Origin of the sequence: Halorubrum distributum JCM 13561, assembly GCF_000337395.1 — an archaeon.
GTDB classification, from domain to species: Archaea; Halobacteriota; Halobacteria; order Halobacteriales; family Haloferacaceae; genus Halorubrum; species Halorubrum distributum.
This window is the reverse complement of the sequence record NZ_AOJF01000053.1, coordinates 16,947-36,967: the sequence shown is the minus strand read 5'-3', so window position 1 is coordinate 36,967 and position 20,021 is coordinate 16,947. Positions and strand designations below refer to the sequence as shown.

General features: G+C 66.6%; 16 protein-coding genes and 1 pseudogene. 3 read left to right on the top strand and 14 right to left on the bottom strand.

Annotated elements, in window-relative coordinates; genetic code table 11:
* Window position 1: 1 nt before the first annotated feature.
* The 10 genes from C470_RS12130 to C470_RS12090 all read right to left on the bottom strand — a co-directional run bounded on the left by C470_RS12130 (window position 2) and on the right by C470_RS12090 (window position 14,664).
* Window positions 2-2,929: a prealbumin-like fold domain-containing protein gene (locus C470_RS12130; RefSeq protein WP_049908726.1), complete on the bottom strand. Its 2,928-nt coding sequence runs from the start codon at window positions 2,927-2,929 to the stop codon at window positions 2-4.
* Window positions 2,930-2,937: 8 nt separating this feature from the next.
* Entirely contained in the window at window positions 2,938-4,167 is a 1,230-nt protein-coding gene (locus C470_RS12125) for a hypothetical protein (RefSeq protein ID WP_049908725.1), read from the bottom strand.
* Between the two features lie 3 nt (window positions 4,168-4,170).
* Complete coding sequence (locus C470_RS12120; protein ID WP_008367556.1) at window positions 4,171-6,267, bottom strand: coiled-coil protein; 2,097 nt, start codon at window positions 6,265-6,267, stop codon at window positions 4,171-4,173.
* Window positions 6,264-7,301, bottom strand: a complete 1,038-nt coding sequence (locus C470_RS12115) for a hypothetical protein (protein WP_008367555.1) — start codon at window positions 7,299-7,301, stop codon at window positions 6,264-6,266. The genes C470_RS12120 and C470_RS12115 overlap by 4 nt, the downstream gene beginning before the upstream one ends.
* Complete coding sequence (locus C470_RS12110; RefSeq protein WP_008367554.1) at window positions 7,298-7,573, bottom strand: hypothetical protein; 276 nt, start codon at window positions 7,571-7,573, stop codon at window positions 7,298-7,300. The genes C470_RS12115 and C470_RS12110 overlap by 4 nt, the downstream gene beginning before the upstream one ends.
* The gene (locus tag C470_RS12105; protein WP_008367553.1) at window positions 7,570-8,850 is read right to left on the bottom strand and encodes a cell division protein FtsZ; all 1,281 of its coding nucleotides are present in this window, start codon (window positions 8,848-8,850) and stop codon (window positions 7,570-7,572) included. The genes C470_RS12110 and C470_RS12105 overlap by 4 nt, the downstream gene beginning before the upstream one ends.
* Window positions 8,851-8,976: 126 nt before the next feature.
* Entirely contained in the window at window positions 8,977-10,941 is a 1,965-nt protein-coding gene (locus C470_RS12100) for a PH domain-containing protein (protein ID WP_082226685.1), read from the bottom strand.
* A gap of 3 nt (window positions 10,942-10,944) precedes the next feature.
* A complete protein-coding gene (locus C470_RS15780; protein ID WP_152418671.1) occupies window positions 10,945-11,130 on the bottom strand; it encodes a hypothetical protein in 186 nt (61 codons plus the stop codon).
* A gap of 113 nt (window positions 11,131-11,243) precedes the next feature.
* Window positions 11,244-12,872 (bottom strand): hypothetical protein, encoded by a 1,629-nt coding sequence (locus C470_RS12095; protein WP_008367549.1) that lies wholly within the window; start codon window positions 12,870-12,872, stop codon window positions 11,244-11,246.
* Window positions 12,873-12,984: 112 nt separating this feature from the next.
* Window positions 12,985-14,664: a hypothetical protein gene (locus C470_RS12090; RefSeq protein ID WP_008367547.1), complete on the bottom strand. Its 1,680-nt coding sequence runs from the start codon at window positions 14,662-14,664 to the stop codon at window positions 12,985-12,987.
* A 143-nt stretch (window positions 14,665-14,807) separates the two neighbouring features.
* Here C470_RS12090 and C470_RS16510 point away from each other — a divergent pair.
* A pseudogene (locus tag C470_RS16510) lies at window positions 14,808-15,435 on the top strand (IS6 family transposase).
* A gap of 24 nt (window positions 15,436-15,459) precedes the next feature.
* Here C470_RS16510 and C470_RS12085 read toward each other — a convergent pair.
* A complete protein-coding gene (locus tag C470_RS12085) occupies window positions 15,460-16,167 on the bottom strand; it encodes a DUF2270 domain-containing protein (protein ID WP_008367545.1) in 708 nt (235 codons plus the stop codon).
* A 73-nt stretch (window positions 16,168-16,240) separates the two neighbouring features.
* Window positions 16,241-16,576 (bottom strand): DUF7113 family protein, encoded by a 336-nt coding sequence (locus C470_RS12080; RefSeq protein WP_004596850.1) that lies wholly within the window; start codon window positions 16,574-16,576, stop codon window positions 16,241-16,243.
* Window positions 16,577-16,701: 125 nt separating this feature from the next.
* On the opposite strand from C470_RS12080, the gene C470_RS12075 reads away from it, so the two are divergent.
* A complete protein-coding gene (locus tag C470_RS12075; RefSeq protein ID WP_008367544.1) occupies window positions 16,702-18,594 on the top strand; it encodes an ATP-binding protein in 1,893 nt (630 codons plus the stop codon).
* 13 nt (window positions 18,595-18,607) lie between these two features.
* On the opposite strand, the gene C470_RS12070 is transcribed toward C470_RS12075, so the two are convergent.
* Window positions 18,608-19,021, bottom strand: coding sequence for an RDD family protein (locus C470_RS12070; protein ID WP_008367542.1), 414 nt, complete (start codon window positions 19,019-19,021; stop codon window positions 18,608-18,610).
* 144 nt (window positions 19,022-19,165) lie between these two features.
* Between C470_RS12070 and C470_RS12065 the strand changes: the two genes are divergently transcribed.
* Window positions 19,166-19,618 carry a universal stress protein gene (locus C470_RS12065; RefSeq protein ID WP_004596857.1) on the top strand — a complete coding sequence of 151 codons (453 nt, stop codon included), beginning with the start codon at window positions 19,166-19,168 and terminating at the stop codon, window positions 19,616-19,618.
* Between the two features lie 37 nt (window positions 19,619-19,655).
* Here the strand turns inward: C470_RS12065 and C470_RS12060 are convergent, their stop codons facing one another.
* On the bottom strand, window positions 19,656-19,943 hold the full coding sequence (locus C470_RS12060; protein WP_008367540.1) for a hypothetical protein: 288 nt from the start codon (window positions 19,941-19,943) through the stop codon (window positions 19,656-19,658).
* Between the last annotated feature and the right edge of the window lie 78 nt (window positions 19,944-20,021).

Here is a 20,021-nt window from a genome sequence, read left to right as displayed (position 1 = left end):
GTCAGAACACCGTTCGTGTGAGCCGCTCGCGGAGGGCGTCGTGCTCGAACAGCTCCTCGACCGCGTCGAGCAGTAGCAGGGACGTGTAGCCGATCGCGACCGCCTCGGAACCGCGGTCGGCCTCGCGTGTCAGCTCCCACGCGCGCTGTTGCATCTCTCTGGCCGGCGCGATCTCCGAGAGCTCGCCGCGCCGTCCCTCGATGAGGCCGTCGACCGCCTCGTAGCGCTGCTTCACCTCGCGGCGCTGCGCGTTCGAGTCGGACTCGAGCCGGTCGAGCAGCTCCGCGAGTTCGAAGGAGCCACTCCACCGAACGTCCGCGTCGGGCATGTCGGCGCAGGCCGCGAACAGGTCGACGTTACGCTTCGTCGTCATCGCCTCGGAGATGGCGTCCGTCGCTCGCTCGGCCGCTGCGAGGATCCCGTCGACGGCGTCGCTGGGGTCGACCTCGCGGCCGACGAACTCGTGGCCGACGTCGGGCACCGACTCGGCGGCGTCAAGCATCGAATCGACGACTGAGGCGTAGTATCGCGGAATTGTCCCGTCGCGGCCGCCGCCCTCCAAGACCGATCGAACGTCACTCCGGACGCGGTCGATCCGGTCCCGGCGGTCGGCGTCGAGCCGCCACGTGAACCGGGCGTCGACGGCCGCCCGCGCGGTCCCGGACTCGTTCACGGTGATCGTCGTTTCGGTTCCCTCGTACGCCACGTTCCCGTCTGTGAGGGTGACCTCGACGCGGTACCGGCCGATCGGTAACGTCCGTTCGTCGAGCGTTCCGTCGGCGTCGGTGGTGACCGTCTCGACGTCGAAGCGGTCGGAGAGGAACTCGTCGTCAGGGACGATCCGGAACGGAACCGCCCCGGCGGCCGTGCCGTCGACGGTGGCCGCCCCCCGAAGCCGTCCGGTCCGGCGATCGAGCTCGACGGTGTGGTTCGCGTTCTGTCGGAAGCGGACGCGCTCGGTCGCGTCCGCGTACCGGTCGTGGGACACCTCGATCTCCGCGTCGGTCGCGTCCTCCGGCGGGTCGAGCGTGACCGCGCCGTTCTGGTCTGTCGTTCCCGAGATTCCACCCTCGCCGCTGATCGTCGCGTCCGCGACGGGTTCCCCGTCGACCGCGTCAACCACGGTGAGCGTCGCTTCGACCGGGATTGTCAGCGTCACCGTCGGCTCGTTCGCGTCGACCGTCTCGATGTCCGAGTGCGCGGAGCCGTGCTGCGCGTACATCTCCCAGCTTCCGGTGCCGGGCAGCTGGACCGTCCCGCGACCGCCCCGCACCGTCACGGGGTCGTACCGGTCCTGTCCTCCGGGCTCGCGATAGTGGACGGTGACGTCGCCGCGGAAGAGATCGGAACCGTCGGTGACGGTCACCTTGGCGGCGAACGGTCCGGGCGCGGCAACGGCTCCGCCCTTTCGCGAGGCAACCACGGTCGGTATCGCTGGGGTCCCGACGGCGCCGAACAGGATCCCGATAAGTCCGACCCACTGGAGCGTCGATCCTAACACGACGATCGGAGTCAGCAGGTGAATCGCGAAGAGCGAGCCGAGCGCCAGCGCGAACCCCATCACGCCGAGCGCGAGTTTCGACACGATATCTGGAATGCCGTTTTGGAACTGAGCGATGACGCCGCCGAGCCCGAGGCCGACTACGAGCGGAGCGAGGAACACGAGAAGCACGGAGAGAATGCCGCCAAGACCGCCGAGTGCGCCGGGCGCCGCGCTATCGCTGCCCGTCTCGAGCGTCACGGCTATATCGCCGGCAGCGGTCGACAGCAGCAGCGTCTCCGCGCCGCTCAGGTCGGTCTCGTCGAAAGCTAAGCGTCCCTCCTCGTTGACGGCGCCGTCGATACCGGCGTACATCGATCCGCTCCCGGTATCGACGACGGCGCCGTCGACGGCGAGCCCCGCGAGCGACCGGTCGAAGCCGAGGCTCCCGTCGTCCGCGACCTCGGCGGAGAGTTCGAGCGGACCCGAGTACTCGAGGGCGTCGTCCGTGCGGTTGACGAGTTCGGTCCCGTCGGCGGTCGACACGCGGATCTCGGCCTCGCCGGCCGAGAGCCCCGGAAGCTCGAGGTACCCGTCCACAGTCTCGGCGGCGGTGGCGGTGTACCGGGCGTTCCCGTCATCTGCCGCGTTGACAGTATACTCTTGGCCGGGCTCGAACAGCGGGTGCCAGAGCGCGAGTCCGTCTCCCCAAGAGCGCAGCTCGGGGCCGATCGGCGCCCTATCGCTCACCGGACCGGCGCTCGACAGCACCCGGAGATCGAGCGTTTCTCGCGAGTCGCCGGCCTCGTCGACGAGTTCGCCGCGGTCGACGACGAGCTGGGTGCCATCTCCTCGGATCGTTCCCTCCACGTCTACAGTCTCGTTCCCGTCGAGGCCGAGACCGACATCGAAATCGGTCCCCGCCGAGACGCCGACCGTCCCGGCCGGATCTAGCGGGACGTAGAGCTGGTCGGTCGCGTTGTCGCCTTCGCTGTCACCGATCCACACCGGATCTGCGAGCGCGACTGCGTGGAGAGGTACTGCCGTCTCGTTCGCCAGCGGTACGGCCGTGGCGTTCTCTCCCGCCGGATCGACGGTGACGGTCACGTTCGCGCTCCGTAGGTCGGTCCCGTTGACGGTCCCCCCTGGGTCTGGCGCCGCCACGTCGATCCGGACCTCTCCGTCCTCTGTATTCGTCGCGTTAGCCGTGTAGGTGATCTCGGTGTCGGCCGGGTCAGTCACCTCGACGGTGACCGTCTCCGGGTCGTCGACGCTGGAGACGTTGACGACGAGATCGCTCCCATCGCGTTCGAGGGTGTCGTCGGCCGAGGCGACGCCGGGAGCGAACCCGACCGCGACGAGGCTGACGAGGACCAGCGAGATGGCCACGACGGCGGCTCGGCGTCGGGATTCGGACGCCGCGCCGGCCGATGGTTCGTGTGGGCTCATCTCACTAGTCACTCCGCGTTCCGTTCGACGTACGTCTCGAGGTTGTCGACGATCCGGTCGAGTTGGGGCTTCGTCAGCTCGCCGCCGGTCCCACCGCCGGTCCCGGCGAGGCTGTCCCCGAGCATCTCGAACTCGTCCCACGAGTGATCGAGGAGCGGACTCAGGTCGAACCCGCCCAGAAGCAGAAGCACGTCGACGTCGTTACCGCGCCCGCGCTTCGGGGTGAGGCTCGCCTGCCCGGCGACGTTGATGTCGTGTTTAGTCGTCCAGTCGCGGAACGCGCCGTACACCTCGGGCTCGCTGATCTCGCCGTCGTCGATCATGCTCTCTGGGGCGCGGACAATGGCGTACGCGGCAGTCGTCGTCCCCACGTCCATCGGCACGTACGTGTTCTCCGCGGCCTGGTCGAGCATGTACTCGAGCTCGTACACCTGCCCGTTCATCTCGGTCGCGACGGCCGGCGTGAAGTGGTACGCGTCCATCTGGGAGGGGATGGTCACGTAGTCTTTCACGTCGATGACGCTCCGGGTCTCGCGCCCGGCACCGATCATCAGGTCGATGGCCGTGATGATCGCGTCGTTGATCGAGTCGTAGTGGCGCCCGTTCCCGTTCTCCTCATCATCGAGTTGGGAGTTTGAGGCGAGCAACACCATATCCGCGTTCTGCGTGTCGTCCGCGGTTCGAAGCAGTCGTGAGAGCCCGCACACCGCGTTGAAGTGCCGCTGCGGCTGCTCGTAGTAGTAGGGCCATACACCGAACGCGGTATGGATCACGCTGGCCATCCACTCTTCCGTTGCGCCGGCGTCTTCGAGGTCGGCGAGTCCGGTCTTGAACTGCTCTATCGTGTACGGGATCGATCCGTTTCCGGTGCCTCCGCCGAGCGTCGCAACGTGCATGAACGCGTCTGAAGTCCCGAAGTCCTTGATCCGAGAGACAATGCGGTCAAGGTCTTCCCGCGCGCACGCCTCACCGTTCGGGAAAAAGTTCCCCGCGCCCTGCTGAGAGCCAAACTCCAGCGCGTGCGACTCCATCGTCTCCTCCTCGCCTCGCTCGTCCTGTAAGGTCCCGCGCATCCGGTCGATCGTGTTTCGGAGATCGGCCCGGTTCGTGTTCATTACAAGTACCCGGTCGTCGATGCCGGGGTTCTCCGCCCGATCGAAGAACTGCGACGCGATGCGGCCGCCGCCCTCTCCCGACGCGATAACGCTCCATCTCGTAAATGTGTCCGCTTGTGCCATTGGTTAGTGTTCGTTGGTCTCGAGTCCCGTTTCGGTCATCCTCACGCTGTGCTCGCCGTCAATCCCACCGACCACGTCCCGGATTACGGAGTCCGGAACCGGCGCCGAGAGGAAGTTCTGCCGCAGCTCGGCAAAGCTCACCCGGTCGCCCGGGTCGATGTTGTACCGCAGAACGTTGGCCACCTCGCGTTCGATCTGATCGTGGTCGTACACGACGACGTCGCCGTTGCTCCGGCAGATTCCGTAACCCGCTTCGTCGCTCCAGACAGCGAGCAGGCAGGCCGAGTGGGTGTCCTGTACGGGGAGGTCCATCTCCGTCGACACGTACCCCTCATCGGCGAACGACGACTCAAGCCGGGACCGCATGTCCGGCAGGACCTCCGTCATGTCCACCTCGACGTCCGCACAGAGCTGTTCGCGGAGCTCCTGTTCGAGGAACTCCACGGACACCGACGCGTCGCCGTCGACGGTCACGTCGCGCTCGATCGCGGCAAACGCGTCGTCGCCGGGGTCGGCCGAGAGTTCGTGGGTGCCCGCTGGGACGTTCTCGAACGCCGCCGTGCCGGCGACGCGCGTCTCCACGGTGACGGTCTCCGAGTAGCCGCCGCCGTCGAGTGCGACCGTCGCCGTGCGCGGCCGTTCACTCCCGTGTTCGTACGCCACTTCCACGGTGAGGTCGTGCGTCTCCACGTCGCCGCGCCGGAGTACAGGGACGCTCGGATCGAACTCCAGCCCCTCGTTCCGCCGGTAGTAGAGCCCGAGGAACTGGTCCGCGTGTCGCATCGGGAGATCGTCGCCGACGACCTCTCCACGCTCCGCCAGCGCCGTCTCGATCGTCTCGGAGACGTCGTCGTACGCCTCGACGACCGCGGCCTTGGTGCTCGCCGTCTCGACCGCGTCGCGCAGGTCGGTCGCCGCGGTCTCCCACCGCTCGGTGAACCCCTCGAGGTCGTCGATATCTTCGAGCTCGGCCGCGAAGCGCTCGTCGACCGCGTCGGGCTCCGTGTAGTAGCCCGGCGGCAGGTCGGCCGCCCGCAGCGTCTCGGCGTGGCCGACGAGGCGCTGCTCCATCGTCCGGATCATGTCGAGGCAAACCCGCCGGAGGTCGGAGCGATGGCGGCTCGCCTCGGAGAGGTCAAGCGCCGAGTCGAGATCAGATACCGCCGCGTCGATGCGGTCGACTTCGTCGATTGAGCTCGCCTCGACGTGCGCGTCGACGTCGGCCCGGCCGACCGCATCGACGAGGTCGCGGATCGCGTCTAACTCTTCGTTGAACGAGCCGGAGAACTCATCACGGAGCCGGTCCCGTGCTTCGAGTACGGACTCGACGGCCGACTCGAACTCCCCGCGATCCAACGCCGCCTCGGCGTTGTCGAGGTCGGCCTCGATGGCGCCGCCGTCGTCCGCGCGCTGCCCGCCGCGCCGCATCTCGCGGACGGTCTCGGTTGCCGTCTCGACCGTCTCGCGCGTCGCCTCGCGCGAGCCGTCGAGTACGTCGCGGCACTCGGCAACGGAGGCGCTGGAATCGGGCGCCGAGAACGACTCGCTCGACTCTGCGAGATCGACCTCCGACAGCCGGTCAAGCACGCGCTCGCGCCGGGAGAGATCGCCGGCGACGAACTCGCGGAACGACGACTCGACCTCGTCTTCGAGCCGTTCGGTCTCGTTCGAAAGACGTTCGAACTCTTGGAGGTCGGCCGACTTGACCCCCTTCCCGAGGTCGAACGCGCCGGTCTCACGGTCGACGGAGACGCCCTGCGTCTCGAAGTCGCCGACCGCGGACTCGATCTGCGCGCCGATCCCCGGATCCCAGTCCGGGTAGGCAGTTTGAAGCTCCTGTCTCTGCCGGAGGAGCGCCTGGAACTCCTCGGCGGTCGACCGGGCGCGGGTGCGGACGAACTGCTGTTCGCTCGTCCCGCTGCGAGTGATCACGCCGCGGACGTACAGCCCGATACCGAGGACGACGAACAGCGGAACTCCGACGAGGACGAACCACGTCGCCGCCTGCGACCCAGACCAGACGAAGATCCCCGCCCCGATCGCCGCCGCCAACACGACTAGTGCGCCGATTCCGAGCGCGGTCCGCCGGTTCGCGTTCATACTATCACCCTGAGCAGGTCGTCGATCCCGATTCTTACGGCGAGGATCGCTGCCCCGCCGACCGCGGCGACGACCCCGAGCAGGATCGGGATCAGCGCCGTCTTCCGGTCGTAGCTCACGTCGCGGCTCAGCTTCATCTTCTCCTTGACGCGGCGTGCGGCGACCAGCGGGACCGCCGCGCCGGCGACAAGGCCGAGCGCCGCGCCGACGCCCAACGACCCGAGCACCGAGAGCCGCACCGTCGATCGGAGCCCCTGCGTCGTCGTCTCAACGGCCCCGGTGTACGCGGTCACCGCCGCCGTCACGTTCGATTTTGTCTGTCCGTACCCGTCGTCAACCGCCTCGGCGGCCGAGACGGTGCCCGCCGCGTTCCCCTCCTCCCCGGCCGACCTGAGTTGGTTGAGTAGCTCTGCCCGTGTCTTATTCATTGTCCTGTACTCCTCCTCCAGCGAGTATACCGTTTCGTTCGCGTCACCGGGGTCGATCTCGTCCGCGTTGATGGCGCTCGTCGTCTCGTTCAGTGCCGTCGTCGCGTTCTCTGTCTCACGCACCGCGCTGCGGTACCCGCGGTAAGTGTCGGTGAGATTCCTGTCACCGGTAGCGAGGCCGGGGCCGGCAGCCTCGTCTCCGCCCCCGGCCACGGTAACGACGAGCCGCGTCTCGAACGACGGCTGATCCCCGTCGGCGAGGTGGTCCGCGAAGTCGACGGTGCCGGTCTCGCCGGTGATCGTGACGGGATAGGTGTGGCCGTCGCGTTCTCCGACCTCGAACCCGGACGCGTTGGACAGCCAGTCGCGGTCGGCCGGCTCGCCGAACGAGCAGTAGCCGACGGTCAGGGTCGATCCGGGGTAGAGCGTCACGTTGTCGGTGTAGGTGGTGTCGCCGACGCCGCCGACGATTGCGCTTTCGTTCTCACCGACTCCCTCGCAGTAGTCGTCGGGGCCGGCAGCGGCCGCGCCGCCGGTCGCGACGACGGCGAGCAGGGCGGCACAGCACAGCGAGGCGAGCAGGTAGTGTCCCGCGCGTCCGGTCATTCGAGGCGCCCCCCGATCTGTTTGTTCTGGTACCAGTACGTGGCGCCGCTCGCGATCACGGCGCCGACGCCGAGCCCTATCAGCACGCCGCCGGCCGCGAGGTACGGGACCTGCCCGGCGAGCGCCGCGGCGGTCTCCGCCGTATTTAACGCATCTACTGCGGGCTCAACCGGGTTCCCGCCGTCGCCGACGACGACGCCGACGAACCCGATTAGCGCGGCCGCCGCGACGAGAGCGCTGCCCGCGATCCGCGATTTCGTCGTCCGTGTCATGCGAACAGCTCCTCCGTCTCCTGTTCGTAGGCGTCGGCCGCGGCCTCGATCTCGTCGAGCCGGCCAAGGTCCTCACGTCGGTACGTTAACAGCGTCACGACCGACGCGAGGTTGCGATCGCTGAGCGCGACGCCGAGGTTCACCTCGTTGAGCCGACAGCTCCGTTCCAAGTATTCCTTGATCGTTCCGGTCTCGATGCTGTGGGAGCCCGGCCCGATATTGGCGCTCGGCGCCCGGACCAGCGCGATTGCCTTCTGGGCGTCGTCCGGGTCGGCTTTGGCGAGCGACTGCTTCGACGCCGAGAGCCGTGCCAACGCCGCGCTGTCGATATCGCGGCGGCCGACGAATGGCAGCAGGTACCCCGACAGCGACCGAGTCATCGTGACGGAGCGACCGATCGCACCGTAGCCGGGTTTCGACTCCCCTCCGGCAACGCCGAACGACAGCGACGTGACGATGTCGCGAACGTCGATGTCTGGCGTGTCGACGCCTTCTACCTCGCTGGCGTCGACGTTGCTCAGCATCGGTCCGACGACGATGTCGTGGAACGCGGCGGCGACGTACTCGTTGTACTCGCCGAACTCGCCCCCCGCCGAGTCGAGGTACGATATCCGCTGGTTGTCGACGAGGACGATGCCGTCGACCTCGTCTTCCAGTCGGTCGAGCCCGTACCGGGCATTCCACGCCTGTCGACCCGCGCTGACCTCGCCGTCAGTCTCGTCGTTATCGACCCCGCCGCGGGTGTTCGGGAGGACGGCCACGGCGACCACCTTGGTCCGGTCGTCGGTGAACTCCTTGACGCCGCGGGCGATGTGTGGGCTGATCCCGCACCCGGTGCCGCCGCCCAGCCCGACGAACAGGAACGCGAACTGGATGGCGTCGGTGTCAGTCGCTGGTACCTCCTCCTCGTCCGCGGCAGGAGATGTCCGCCCCCCGAACTTCGATTCGAGGATCGTCTGGAGCTCGTCGGCGTGATCTCCCATCACCTCATCGGCGTCGACCGGGTTCCGGCCGAACCCGCCAGTCACCATTTCCTCGAAGCCGGGCTCGATCCCCTGTACGAGCCCGTGCTGCTGTGCGACTCCGTACTGGTCCTCCGCGGGAACGTTCGAGAGGTTCTGTAAGTCCCGCATCGTCGAGTTGAACACCAACGGTCGACCCAACGTCGAGATGTCCGTGGATTCGAACAGGCTGAGCATCGAGTCGTCCGTGTACTCGAATATCGCGTCGACGATAGCCCCCCCCGCCTGCCCCGCGCCAATAAATAGATACGTCATTTAGCTGGTGATTCCTTCGTACGTCCGCTTGGGAAAATAGTTACCGGACAGTACATGTTTCTACGATAAACATTGCTGGAGCATTAGATTATAAAGATGATGGACATGCCAGTACGCGGATAGGTGTCAACCGCGCAGCCGACGGAGCATCACGCTGTACTCATTACGCTCGTACAGTTCTTCGACGTGGTCGAGGAGATCGCTCGCGGCGGCGAGCTGGCCGGCCGCCTGGTGAGGCTGTTCGTCGCCCATGCGCCGCGCCCGATCACGGAGCGTGTCGGCGAGGTCGAGGAAGTGCTTCGGGATGGTGTGGTTGTGGTCGGCGCGGACCGATACGTACTCGTCGTTGACTGACGCGATCCGATCCTCAATATCGCGCGCCCGCCGTGCGACGTCGACGCTCTCCGAGGAGCTGTCGGACCGCGAGAGCCGCGGGACGAGCGTCCGATCGTAGAAGGTACACTCCTGGTAGATGGCGTATAGCTGTACCTCGTCGACATCTGGCTCGTTCGCCATCGCCTCCAGCTCGCGGACCCGGTCCGCGAGGTGACGGTAGACGCTCCCGTCGGTACGGCCAAGCTCCTCCTCCAAGGAGTCGATCCGCCGTTGGATGTCGCGCTGCTCAATGTCCATGATCCCGGATCGGAGCTCGCCGAGTTCTTCGAGCTCCTCCACCGCGGCGCCGAGGGAGGCGGTCATCTCCTCGGTGTCGTTCGTCTCGAACGCGTTGAGTAGGTCCCGCGCCTCCGTGCTCTGTGGTCGCTTCGAGCGCTCTATTTCCGCGGCCACGGACTCCCACGCGGTTCCGGAGGACTCGATGACTGCGTCACCGCGCTCGACGGCTTTGACGAGTTCCTCGGCGCGCGCGTCGGGGTTGTTAGCCGTGAAGCTCACGGCCCCCCCACGGGCCGCCGCGTCGCAGATCGACTCGACTGCCTCTCGGTAGCGGTCCCGTTCGGTCGCCGCTTGCTCGCGTTCGGCCTCAAGCTGGATCGCGCGATCCACGACGGGGAGTGTCGCGGTCGCGGCGGGATGATCGGAGCGCAACAGCCGTCCGCGGGCGGATTCGAGCTGATTTGCGGTCGGCGACTCCCCGAGGCCGGCAAGCTCGTCGGGGACGCTTCTCTCCGTCTCCGTCTGTCTCTCTTCCGCCTCTTCGATGGCACCGACAGCGCCTCTCAGAGCTGACTTGACCGAGTGGCTGTCAATGTCGGGATCTGCGAGCACCCGACAGAGTTCGCGGGCTGCGTCGTCGTCGGGGCGTTCTTGACTTGCGATCGCGTCCGCGGCCTCAACGACCGGGTGGTCGCGGAACTCCGGTTCCGGGTCGCTCGACGCGTTGTCGGCCGCGGATCCCGACTCGTCGTCGTCCGACGCCGACACCGCGGACGGGGAGAACGGTTCTTCTGTCCCGCACTCCGGACAGAAGCCCACGGAGTCGTCGATCAGCGAGCCGCAGCTCAGGCAGCGCTCGCGGGAGGTCCCTTCGTCGGTCTCGGCTTCCGAATCGCTCGCGGGCGACTCACCTCCGCTCGCGGCCGAGCCGCTCGCCGACTGCGACTGTGGGGGCTGCGACTGCTGACCGCCCGGCGGCTGCTGTTGATGGCCGGCGCGGCCGGGCTGTGACGCCTGTCGCTGTTGCTCGCGGAGCGTCCGCGCAAGGTCTTGGTAGTCCCCGACGCCCTTGATCGCCAGCGTCTCGCGGGCGGCGTCCGTCACGGAGACGGTGCCCTTGCCGAAGAGCCCCTCGATGAACCCGGAGTTGGTCGAGATGCCGTTGAGGGTGTCCAGCCTGGCCTCCTGAGTCGACGATCCCAACAGGCCGATTTTTACTTTCACCCGCTGATTCGTAACGATGTACCGACTCGCCCGGCGCGAAAGGAAGGCGCTCAAAACTTGAAGCAGTCCGAGGAAGATCAAGAACGCACCGACGTCACCTCCGATCATCAGCCCGATAACCGCGAAAAAGAAGGCAAAGAACAGCCGTCCTTTCCAGTTGATCCAAGACGGATGGACGTTCTTGAGTACCGACTCCCCGTCAAGCGGATTGATCCCGGCCGTACTCGCCTCGTGACCCGTCTCCTCGGACATGGGCTACCTCCTCACCCACGAGGCGCGCGCGGCCGGTTCACCGTCCAAGATCGATTTTTTGATATCAGACCATTCGTGCGCACCGGTGGCATCTCTGAGGTCGTCCGACTGATCCCCCCGACGATAGACACCCTTCCCCGACGGCGTGACCGTCGTTTGTACCACAATATCCCTCTTCATCGTTGTCATTTGTCTGGTAAGTAACCCTAATACTTTTCATATATATTCATACACTTACAGAGAGAGGGAAAAGAAGAGACAAAAGCGACACGGGAAAGACTACTCGGGGGCTGACTTTCCGGTCACGCCATATTCTCCCGGCCGAGACAGGAGAACAGCGCCTCGACCTCGTCCCATACCTCGCGGACGTTCTCTGCCTGTTCGCTGTTCCCCTCCTGTTTGAGTGTCAGCGCGTGGTCGTACATCGTCTCGATCGAGGGCATCTCTGGGTTCCACAGCGTCCCCCACAGGTACACGTCGTCAAGGTACGGCGTCACGAGCTGTTTGATGTGGATGTCCACCGACTCGATCCCGGTCGAGCGACCGGCGTCAAGGAACTCCTCGTCGCCGATAATGCTCGCGAGAGTGCCGTCACCTATCAGCTCCGAGACCTCCTGCATCTTCCCTTCGGGACCGTACACGAGGAAGGTACCGCCCCACGCGGTTGTCGGATCGAACTCGGCGAGTTTGTTCTGGAACAGCGCGTTCCGGACGAGCAGCTCCAGCTTCGATTTGTCGAACGTGTTCGCTCGCGATCGGCCGAGCACCGGCGCGAGCACTACCGCGGGCGAGAAGTCTCGGTCCGGGTCGCGCTGGTACTTGTCCTGAACCGGGCGGAAGCTGTCGGCCGGGTCGAACACGTCTCCCTTGATCGACATCGTCGCGTCGCGGTCGAGGAACTGCGGCACCGACGACATCGTGAACGCCTCCAAGAAGGCCACGAGCGGCTTGTTCACCTCGACGTACTGTGGTGGGTTGTACTCGCCGAGTCGGTCGACCCGCGGGCGGATATCGGCACCCACGTCCTCCAGCCGCTGGTTATCGAACGGGATGATCGCGTCGACGGTTCGGGAAGTGCGGGCGAGGCCAACAACGCCGTTCACCTTCGCGCGGCCACCAAACTCCGAGTATTGGGTCCCCTCGGAGGGGATCACGACGCTGCTGAACAGCGGCTTTGAGACGATCCCATCGTCGAGCACCTTCTCGCGGAGTTTCTCGGCGAGGACCGGGGTCGCGCCACAGCCTGTGCCTTTGGTCACGCTGTGGACGAACATCACGGCCTGTGAGTCACGGAGCCGCTCGCCCTTGAGGTCCCACCGCTCCCGGAAGGGGTCGGCGTCATCGGCGAAGTCGGCCTCGATCAGGTCTCGTCCGAGGTCCCACCGGTAGCCGGCGCCGGCGTAGTCGTGTTCGCCGAAGCCGATGATACAGTTGGGGAGGAGGTCGTTACGGCTGTACCCCTTTTCCTCTTGGGCATAGTAGGTCTGTTCGAGTTCGCTGACATTAGTGTTCAACAACCCGTACCCCGCCAACCCACCCTGCCAGATCCGGGCGCGACGCTCGTTGTTCTCCTCAAGCGTCGCGCGTCGCAGCAGAATCGCGTCGAGGATGTTGTTTCCCGCGCCTCCGACGCCGACGAGATACCACTTCTTTCCGTAGGCATCGTCCATCAAGTCGTCGCTCGGCGTTTCGGTTCCCGCGGGCGCTGGCGTCGCGGCCCGCCCGAACTCGCCGGTGTCTGTTGGATCGGTCGCGTTGTCCTGATCGTCTGCGGCGGGACCGTCCCCGGACAGCGCCGCTTCCTTGCGGTCCGGATACACCTGCTCGACCGATGCGGGCTCGTCCGCGTGGGCTCGGGCCAAGTGCTCGACGAGCGACTCGCCAGCCCACTTGTTCGAGCGCTGCATACAGATCTTACAGATGTCGGTCATGTTAGGATAACGTATGAGCGGTCACGGAGACACATAAAACATTACGGACGCGGTTGGTTCCCCCGATTTTATTATTGGAAGTTGACAGAACTTCGACAGCGTTCCAGACTGCTCACCCTCCGTGTCGCTCAGTAAATCGCTTCCGGAGCGAGTTGAGCCCGGTGGACGCAGTGGTTCTCTCCGTGAATTCAATTTCGAAGAAGCCCGGGGGTGCGTTCTCTTGGAGTGTCACGGACGCCACGAGGTCCGTCTGTCGCCGGCAAAACGTCGCCAGCGGTTCGAGCACCTCGCGGCGCGCTACCGCGTCGGGAAGCAGCTCTGTCTGACACTCGACGGCGCCGTTCCCGCCCCGATCGTCGAGCTCCCGGAGCACGAAGAGAATCTCGTCCGCGACCGCGTCCGGCGTGAGCTGTTCACGTCCACTGCTTCTCTCCCGCCTCGATCCTCCCGTCGAATCACCCAACGAGGGGGAACCGGAAGCCTCGGGCTTGGAACCAGATCTCCTCCCGCCGGGACGCGAGCCGCCTCCGCCGCCGGAGGGCGCGGAGCCGCGCCCTCCGGACTGTGACGACTCGCCGCCGGTGACGACGATCTCGTCGCCGTCGAACTCCACGCCGACGGTGTACTGTCGTTCGAGGATCGGCACGAGATCGGCGACGAACGCGTCGTCCACTCCCTCCGGAACCTCGATCCGGCCGCTCCCGTGGTCGATCGTTCCGGTGACGCCGCCGAGGAAGTCGACCGCCATCAGCAGGTCGTCGCCGGCCCGTTCGGCGTTGCGGACCGCCCGGTCAGCATCGTCGAACGCGCAGGCGTGGAGCGATCGGTCCGCGGTGTCGATCCGTCGCTCGATATCGCGGACACCCAAGAGGGCCTCGTGTCGCCCGTCAACGACGAACTCCCGAACACGGTCGGCGAGGGTGCCGTCGAAGCGGTTGGTCATTCCTCGGATGTCCTCGAGCGTTCGCTCCGCCTCTCGTCGCGTCTCGAGGTACGATCCCTCGCGGCGCCGGATGTGGGACTCGATCTCTTGGCAGTGCTCGTGGACCGCCGTGACGATTCGAGCGGCCTCGTGGAGGTCCCGGCCGGAGAGTGCGGCGCGGACAACTCCCTCCATATCTGCCACATGGGCTGTTTCGCCCCCGGGGGGTACCGTCAGTTCGCGGAATCGACTCGGCAGATTCACTACGTCGTAGGTCCCGCCCAGCGGCGAGGTCACGGTCGGGTCGAACAGCCCCTCGTCAAGCGCGCCCTCGACAGCCTGCCGAAGGTCTCGCTCTATCGTGTCGACTGTGTTCGGCGTCGCGTTCCGACCAAGCGGGAGTCGGTCACGGACTCGCGAGACTGCGTCCGGCACAACCGGTTCGAGCTGGTCGAGGGTCCGATCGCCGATCTGGTCGTCGAACGCCGTGCTCGCGCCGTCACTGTCTGATCGGTCCGACTTGCCGACGTTCGGCTCGGTCGCATCGCTCGTTCCTCCGTTTCCGTCGGCGCTCGCGCTGCCCCCGTCCGAGGCGCTGCCGCCGGTCGGAGACGCCGAGAGGCCGCCGAATGTGTTAGTGGCCCGGCGGCGGTACACGGTCAACGCGCCGACCGCGACTACGAGAAGTACCGCGGCGCTGACGGCGGCGAGCAGAGTTGACCCGTATCCCCCTGTAATGCCGACGACGCTCTCGATGGATTCGACGCTCCGGACGCCCTCGAAAGGGACCGCGGTCGTGCCCGGTTCGGTAGCCAGCTCAGTCCGCTCGGCGATCCCCGACTGAACACCCTCAAAGCGGTCCACGTCCATACGAGGTATGTGTAACTGACTGGGCTAAAGACCTGTCGTCCACGCGAGAGGAACGGCGACCGACGATCAGAGTTCGTAACATCTCGGCGACCCACCGTGGTCGCCTTAACTTAGAGGATGAGGCGGACGAGTTCTGAGTGTCTATGGCAGAATTCGACCGCCTCAACGATGGTATCGTGTGGATCGACTTGTCGTTTTGTGGAGCAAGATCGAACGCATCGATGGTCAATCGAAATAGGGATCCGATGTCACTTAACCGGTATGCCACTACGCGAAGTAAGTAAATTCCCTGAAAATATAGAATTAATCCGAGCCGCGTCGCTATTCACAACTGAGTTCATAAAGCCGATCTCAACCGTTTCCAAGGATCAACTCGCGATTGACGAAAAGATGATCCGCCTCCACGGCCAGCAGTTCTGACTGTACGGCGCGGTTGATCCACAGACGAACGAGATCCTCCACGTGAGTCTCTATTCAACCACAAATAAACAGACGACGCGATGGTTTCTGACCGATCTACATCGGCGCTATTAGCTGAATAACGTGGAGTTTCTCGTCGATGACGCAGACTATCTCGGATCAGTACTCGCTGAAGATGGCTATCGGTTTTAACTCATTCAACATGAAAATCGGAATGCCATCTAAAATGTCATTTGAAATATGTGCCGACGAATATCATCGTTTGCGAATAGTTTTTACAATGTCGCGCTCGAAACAGCTCAAAACTGGCTCGAAGCCTTCGCTGTCTACCACAATTCACGTCAAACTTAACGCGAGGGTGGAGACGGGCCCGGCTCACTTCCAGTCGTCGACGCTCTCGGCGGACTGCATCTCGCCTTTGGCCCGCCTCGGGGCCCGTCGCAGCGTCAGCGCCAGCACGACGAGGTAGAAGCAGGCGACGATCGCCAGCACGAGCGCGCCCGGAATCGCGCCGACCGCGGCGGTCGCGACGACGCCGCTCCCGGACGGCGTGAACACGGTGAGCCTGACGATCCACGCCGCGATGAGGACGGAGAAGAGCGGCGCGTACACCCGTCTGAGGCGCCGGGACACCGCCTCGACGCTCGGCATCTTGATCGTCGGCTCGCGGAGGTCCTCGCTCAGCAGCTGTCGCCAGTTCGACTGCTCGACGCCCTCCGGGTCGAGCGCGTTCGCGAACACGTTCTCCTCCAGCAGTCGGACGCGGGACCGCCAGACGTCGAAGGCTCGGTACCGGCGGGTCTCGATGCCGAGGAAGACGCTGAGCATGACGAGCCCGATGAGCAGCACGTAGTGCGGCCGCGACTCGTTCGAGAAGGTCCACGTGAGCAGCGACGCCGTCACCACGACCGCCCAGTTGGTCGTCCGGTCGATGCGGGTCCGCCACGAGCTCGTCCGGCCGAGCTCGCCGCGGTAGGTGTGGGCAATGAGCGAGAGGAAGTCGGAGCGGTCGGTCGCGGCCTCGGCGGCGACCTCGCGCTCCTCCCGCGACTCGGGATCGAAATTTTCGGACGGGTCGGACATACCGACCAGTACCGAAGCGGGACGGGTAAAAGGAGGGCCGGTAGCGGACGCGGCCGGAGTTCGGTAGCGAAGCTCAGGCGGGGTCCGCCGCGCTCACCTCGACCGCGACGTCGTCGGGGTCGACGCCGATCCGCGCGAACTGCGTCCGGACGTGGTCGCGGGCCGCCTCGACCGCCTGGTCTCGGGTGTCGAACCCGCGGGGCATCGGCTCCTCGAAGGCGACGCGGATCTCCTCGCCGTCGACGACGAGCGGGGAGCCGCCGCTCTCGACCTCGTAGAAGGAGTCGCACACCCACACGTACGGCGCGTCCTCGTTCGGCGCGCCCTTGTACGCGGGCGGCTCCTCGCCGCGCTCGAACACCGTTCCGGTGAGGTCCGTCCCGCCGCCGCTGCCGCGAACGAGTATCATGCCACGGCTACGGGACCGAGCCGGATAAGGGCGCCGTGACCGGCGCTCCGCGGCCGGTCGGGGCCGAGACGGCTGCCGGCGACGCGAGGGGAAACGCTTTCGGCCCGGCGACCGGTGGATACGCCATGACGCTGGAGGATTTCACCGAGTTCACCGGGGACGGTGACGGTGACGGCGAGGACGGCGCTCGAGGCGAGGCCGACGGCGCCGGGGAGGCCGGAGACGGCGGCGAGTCCGCGGCCGACGGCGGGAGCGCGGCGGGCGCGGCCCCCTCGGACGCGCCCGAGCCCGACGCGGGCGGCGAACGCGGGGACGACGCGTTCGCCGCCTACGACGCCACGCCGGCCGGAAGCGACTCGGGCCTGGGCGTCGTGTCGGTGTCGCAGGGGCTCCGCGTGGCGGAGGAGGAAGACGAGACGTCGCTGAAGGCGTTCGTCACGACCGGGAACCGCGAGTCGGTGCGGCTCGGGAAGTACCTCCTGATCCCGTATCCCGACGGCGAGCGCCTCTTCTGTCGGATCACCGGACTGGAGTACGCACAGGAGTTCCAGTCGGACGACGCGACGGAGATCCACGCCCGCCGGCAGATGCGACGCGACGAGTTCGCCGAGCGCGACTACAAGTTCGTCGCCGACCTCGAACCGATGTCCGTCGTCTACGGCGAGGGCGACTCGATGAAGCGGCGGATGACGGACCGCGTGCCCAAGCCGGGCGCCGTCGTCGAGGAGGCGGCCGACGACGCCGAAATCAAGACGGGGCTGAAGATCCCCGACGACGGCGTCTTCCTCGGGCACCTCTCGGTCGGCGGCGAGAAGGTCCGGACCGCGGCGGAACCCCCCACGGTCGACTACCGCGTGAAGGACGACTACGCCGACGGCGACCCGCTCGCGTTCCGCCACACGCTCGTCGCCGGCGGCACCGGGTCGGGGAAGACCCACGCCTCGAAGAACGTCCTCCGGCAGTACCTCGACTCGGACCGGACCTACCCCATGGGCGACGGCCGCGAGTCGCGAATGGCCGTCGTCCAGTTCGACCCGCAGGACGAGTACGCGCAGATGCACGACGACAACCCCGACCTCGACGACGCGTTCGCGCGCCGGCTGGAGCGCGAGGGGATCGCCCACGGCGGCCACGACGACACGGTCGCCCTCGTCCCGCGAGTCGCGAACGCGACGTACCCCGGCGAGGGACACCGCGCCGAACGCGTCGAGTTCACGATCCCCTTCTCGCTGGCGGACGACATGCCGTGGCTCGTCGCGGGCTCCGGGCTCAACGACAACCAGTACCCCGCGCTGTTGACGCTGCTCAACCGCTTCTTCGACAACTACGGGGACTCGGGCACCTACAGCCAGTTCCTCTCGTACCTCGACGACCCGGCGCTGAAAGAGGAGCTCCACGAGAGCGGCCGGGTCCACGAGGCGACGTTCGACGCCGTCAAGCGTCGGGTCCGGGGCGTCCCGAGCGGCGTGTTCGACCAGGACGCGAAGCCGATCACGGAGCTGGACCACACGCTCGTGCGCCCCGGCGGGCTCTCCGTCGTCCCCACGTATCACCTCCCGACCTCCCGGCAGAAGGAGATCGTCGTCCTCGCGGTCGCGGGGTTACTCGTCGACGACAAGCTCTCGAACGACCCGGCGAGCGACCGGATCAAGGAGACGCCGCTGCTGGTCGGGATGGACGAGGCGCACAACTTCCTCGCCGACGCCGACAACGTCCAAGCGCAGAAGGTGGTCCAGAAGTTCACGGAGGCCGCCAAGCAGGGCCGGAAGGAGCGACTGGGGCTCTTCCTGATCACGCAGGACCCGCAGGACGTCGCCGAGTCGGTGTTCAAACAGGTGAACACGAAGATCGTGTTGAACCTCGGCGACGAGGACGCGATCTCCAGCGTCAACATCCCGACGAACCTCGCCGGGAAGGTCCCGTACATGGAGAAGGGACAGATGGTCGTCTACTCGCCGGACAACTCCGAGCCCGTCGAGCTGATCGGGCTCTCGGAGTGCGTGACGCGGCACGACTGACTGCGGAGCCTTCCTAAACCCGCACGACCAGCGTGTCCGCGAACCGATCGCCGAGCCGCTGGTTGTCGAGGTCGTCGGCGATGAACACGACGCCAGCGAGGATCAGCAGGAGCGAGGCGCCACCGAGTATCTTCGTGACGTTTCGAACGACCGCTGCGCTGGCGGAGATCTCCTCGCCGTCCGTGTCGACGACCTCGATCCCGACGACCCACTTCCCCGGCGTGTGCCCCCAGACCGCTTCCGAGACGACGTACCAGCCCACCGCGACGAGGAGGAAGGCGAGGTCGGCGAGGCCGCCCGAGACGGCGCCGACCGCCAACGAGACGACGGCGGCGGCGGCGAGGCTCGCGACCATGTCGACGAGCCACGCGCCGCCGCGGGCGGTGACCGACGCCAGCTGCGACCGCGCGTACGGGGTGTTGCCCATGCGGATCGTTGAAGGGGCGCCCCAGCAAGTGTTTTGGGCCGACCGCCGACGCAGTCGAGGAGTTCCGCTCCCCGCTGGCGGCGGATTGCCACCGAGCCGGAGTCGCCGCCGCTCTTTTTATTCGGAGCGGGCGAACCGCCACGTATGCCCAAACGCATCCTCGTCGCGGTCGACGGGTCGGAGGAGGCCGCCGAAGCGCTGCGGTTCGCGGCCGGCGAGTGGCCGGACGCCGAACTCACGGCGCTCCACGTGATCAACCCCGCGGACTCGGCGACAGGCGCGGAGGGCGGGTTCCCGGGGGCCTCCGACCAGTGGTACGAGAGCGCCAAACAGCGCGGCAACCGGACCCTACGCGAGGCGGCCGAGGCGGTCGACCGAGAGATCGAGACGCGCCTGGAGGTCGGCCGGCCGACGAAGACGATCCTCGAGGTGGCCGGCGGCGAGGAGCCGGTCGGCGAGGAGCCGGACTCCGCCGAGCCGTTCGACCACGTCGTGCTGGCGAGTCGGGGGCGGACCGGGCTCTCGCGGGTCCTCCTCGGCAGCGTCGCGGAGGGCGTGGTGCGCCGCGCAGAGGTGCCCGTGACGGTCGTCCGCTGAATCGTCCGCTGAATCGAGCGCTGCGATCGGCGCGCCCCTACTCCTCGGCGCGCTCGGCCGCGACCACCTCGCCGACCATCGACCACCCCTCCTCGTCGGGCCCCGAGCGGCCGAGCAGGATCCGCTCGTAGTCGTCGGAGCTGATCAGCCGGAAGTCGGCGTCGCCGTCGGCGTCGGTCCGGACGCCCTCGCCGCGGAACTCTCGCTGGAAGAACTCCGTCGACGAGAACTCGAAGACGCCGCTCTCGCCGGAGTCGAGTTCGAGCCGCACCGGCCGAGGCTGGACGTTGTGGATCCGCTTCGCGACGGGGTTGAGGTCGGGCATACCGGCGAGTCGGGTCGGGCCGGATAAAATCCGTCGGCTCCGGTGCCCGCTGAACGCCGCCATACTAGCTTAATACCT

What these genes read in the sequence shown, in the direction of transcription:
- C470_RS12075 (WP_008367544.1), top strand. Translation starts at nt 16,702, where the DNA reads ATGACGCTGGAGGATTTCACCGAGTTCACCGGGGACGGTGACGGTGAC.
- C470_RS12100 (WP_082226685.1), bottom strand. Translation starts at nt 10,941, where the DNA reads ATGTCCGAGGAGACGGGTCACGAGGCGAGTACGGCCGGGATCAATCCG.
- C470_RS12120 (WP_008367556.1), bottom strand. Translation starts at nt 6,267, where the DNA reads ATGAACGCGAACCGGCGGACCGCGCTCGGAATCGGCGCACTAGTCGTG.
- C470_RS15780 (WP_152418671.1), bottom strand. Translation starts at nt 11,130, where the DNA reads ATGACAACGATGAAGAGGGATATTGTGGTACAAACGACGGTCACGCCG.
- C470_RS12115 (WP_008367555.1), bottom strand. Translation starts at nt 7,301, where the DNA reads ATGACCGGACGCGCGGGACACTACCTGCTCGCCTCGCTGTGCTGTGCC.
- C470_RS12065 (WP_004596857.1), top strand. Translation starts at nt 19,166, where the DNA reads ATGCCCAAACGCATCCTCGTCGCGGTCGACGGGTCGGAGGAGGCCGCC.
- C470_RS12090 (WP_008367547.1), bottom strand. Translation starts at nt 14,664, where the DNA reads ATGGACGTGGACCGCTTTGAGGGTGTTCAGTCGGGGATCGCCGAGCGG.
- C470_RS12125 (WP_049908725.1), bottom strand. Translation starts at nt 4,167, where the DNA reads ATGGCACAAGCGGACACATTTACGAGATGGAGCGTTATCGCGTCGGGA.
- C470_RS12060 (WP_008367540.1), bottom strand. Translation starts at nt 19,943, where the DNA reads ATGCCCGACCTCAACCCCGTCGCGAAGCGGATCCACAACGTCCAGCCT.
- C470_RS12095 (WP_008367549.1), bottom strand. Translation starts at nt 12,872, where the DNA reads ATGACCGACATCTGTAAGATCTGTATGCAGCGCTCGAACAAGTGGGCT.
- C470_RS12110 (WP_008367554.1), bottom strand. Translation starts at nt 7,573, where the DNA reads ATGACACGGACGACGAAATCGCGGATCGCGGGCAGCGCTCTCGTCGCG.
- C470_RS12130 (WP_049908726.1), bottom strand. Translation starts at nt 2,929, where the DNA reads ATGAGCCCACACGAACCATCGGCCGGCGCGGCGTCCGAATCCCGACGC.
- C470_RS12085 (WP_008367545.1), bottom strand. Translation starts at nt 16,167, where the DNA reads ATGTCCGACCCGTCCGAAAATTTCGATCCCGAGTCGCGGGAGGAGCGC.
- C470_RS12080 (WP_004596850.1), bottom strand. Translation starts at nt 16,576, where the DNA reads ATGATACTCGTTCGCGGCAGCGGCGGCGGGACGGACCTCACCGGAACG.
- C470_RS12105 (WP_008367553.1), bottom strand. Translation starts at nt 8,850, where the DNA reads ATGACGTATCTATTTATTGGCGCGGGGCAGGCGGGGGGGGCTATCGTC.
- C470_RS12070 (WP_008367542.1), bottom strand. Translation starts at nt 19,021, where the DNA reads ATGGGCAACACCCCGTACGCGCGGTCGCAGCTGGCGTCGGTCACCGCC.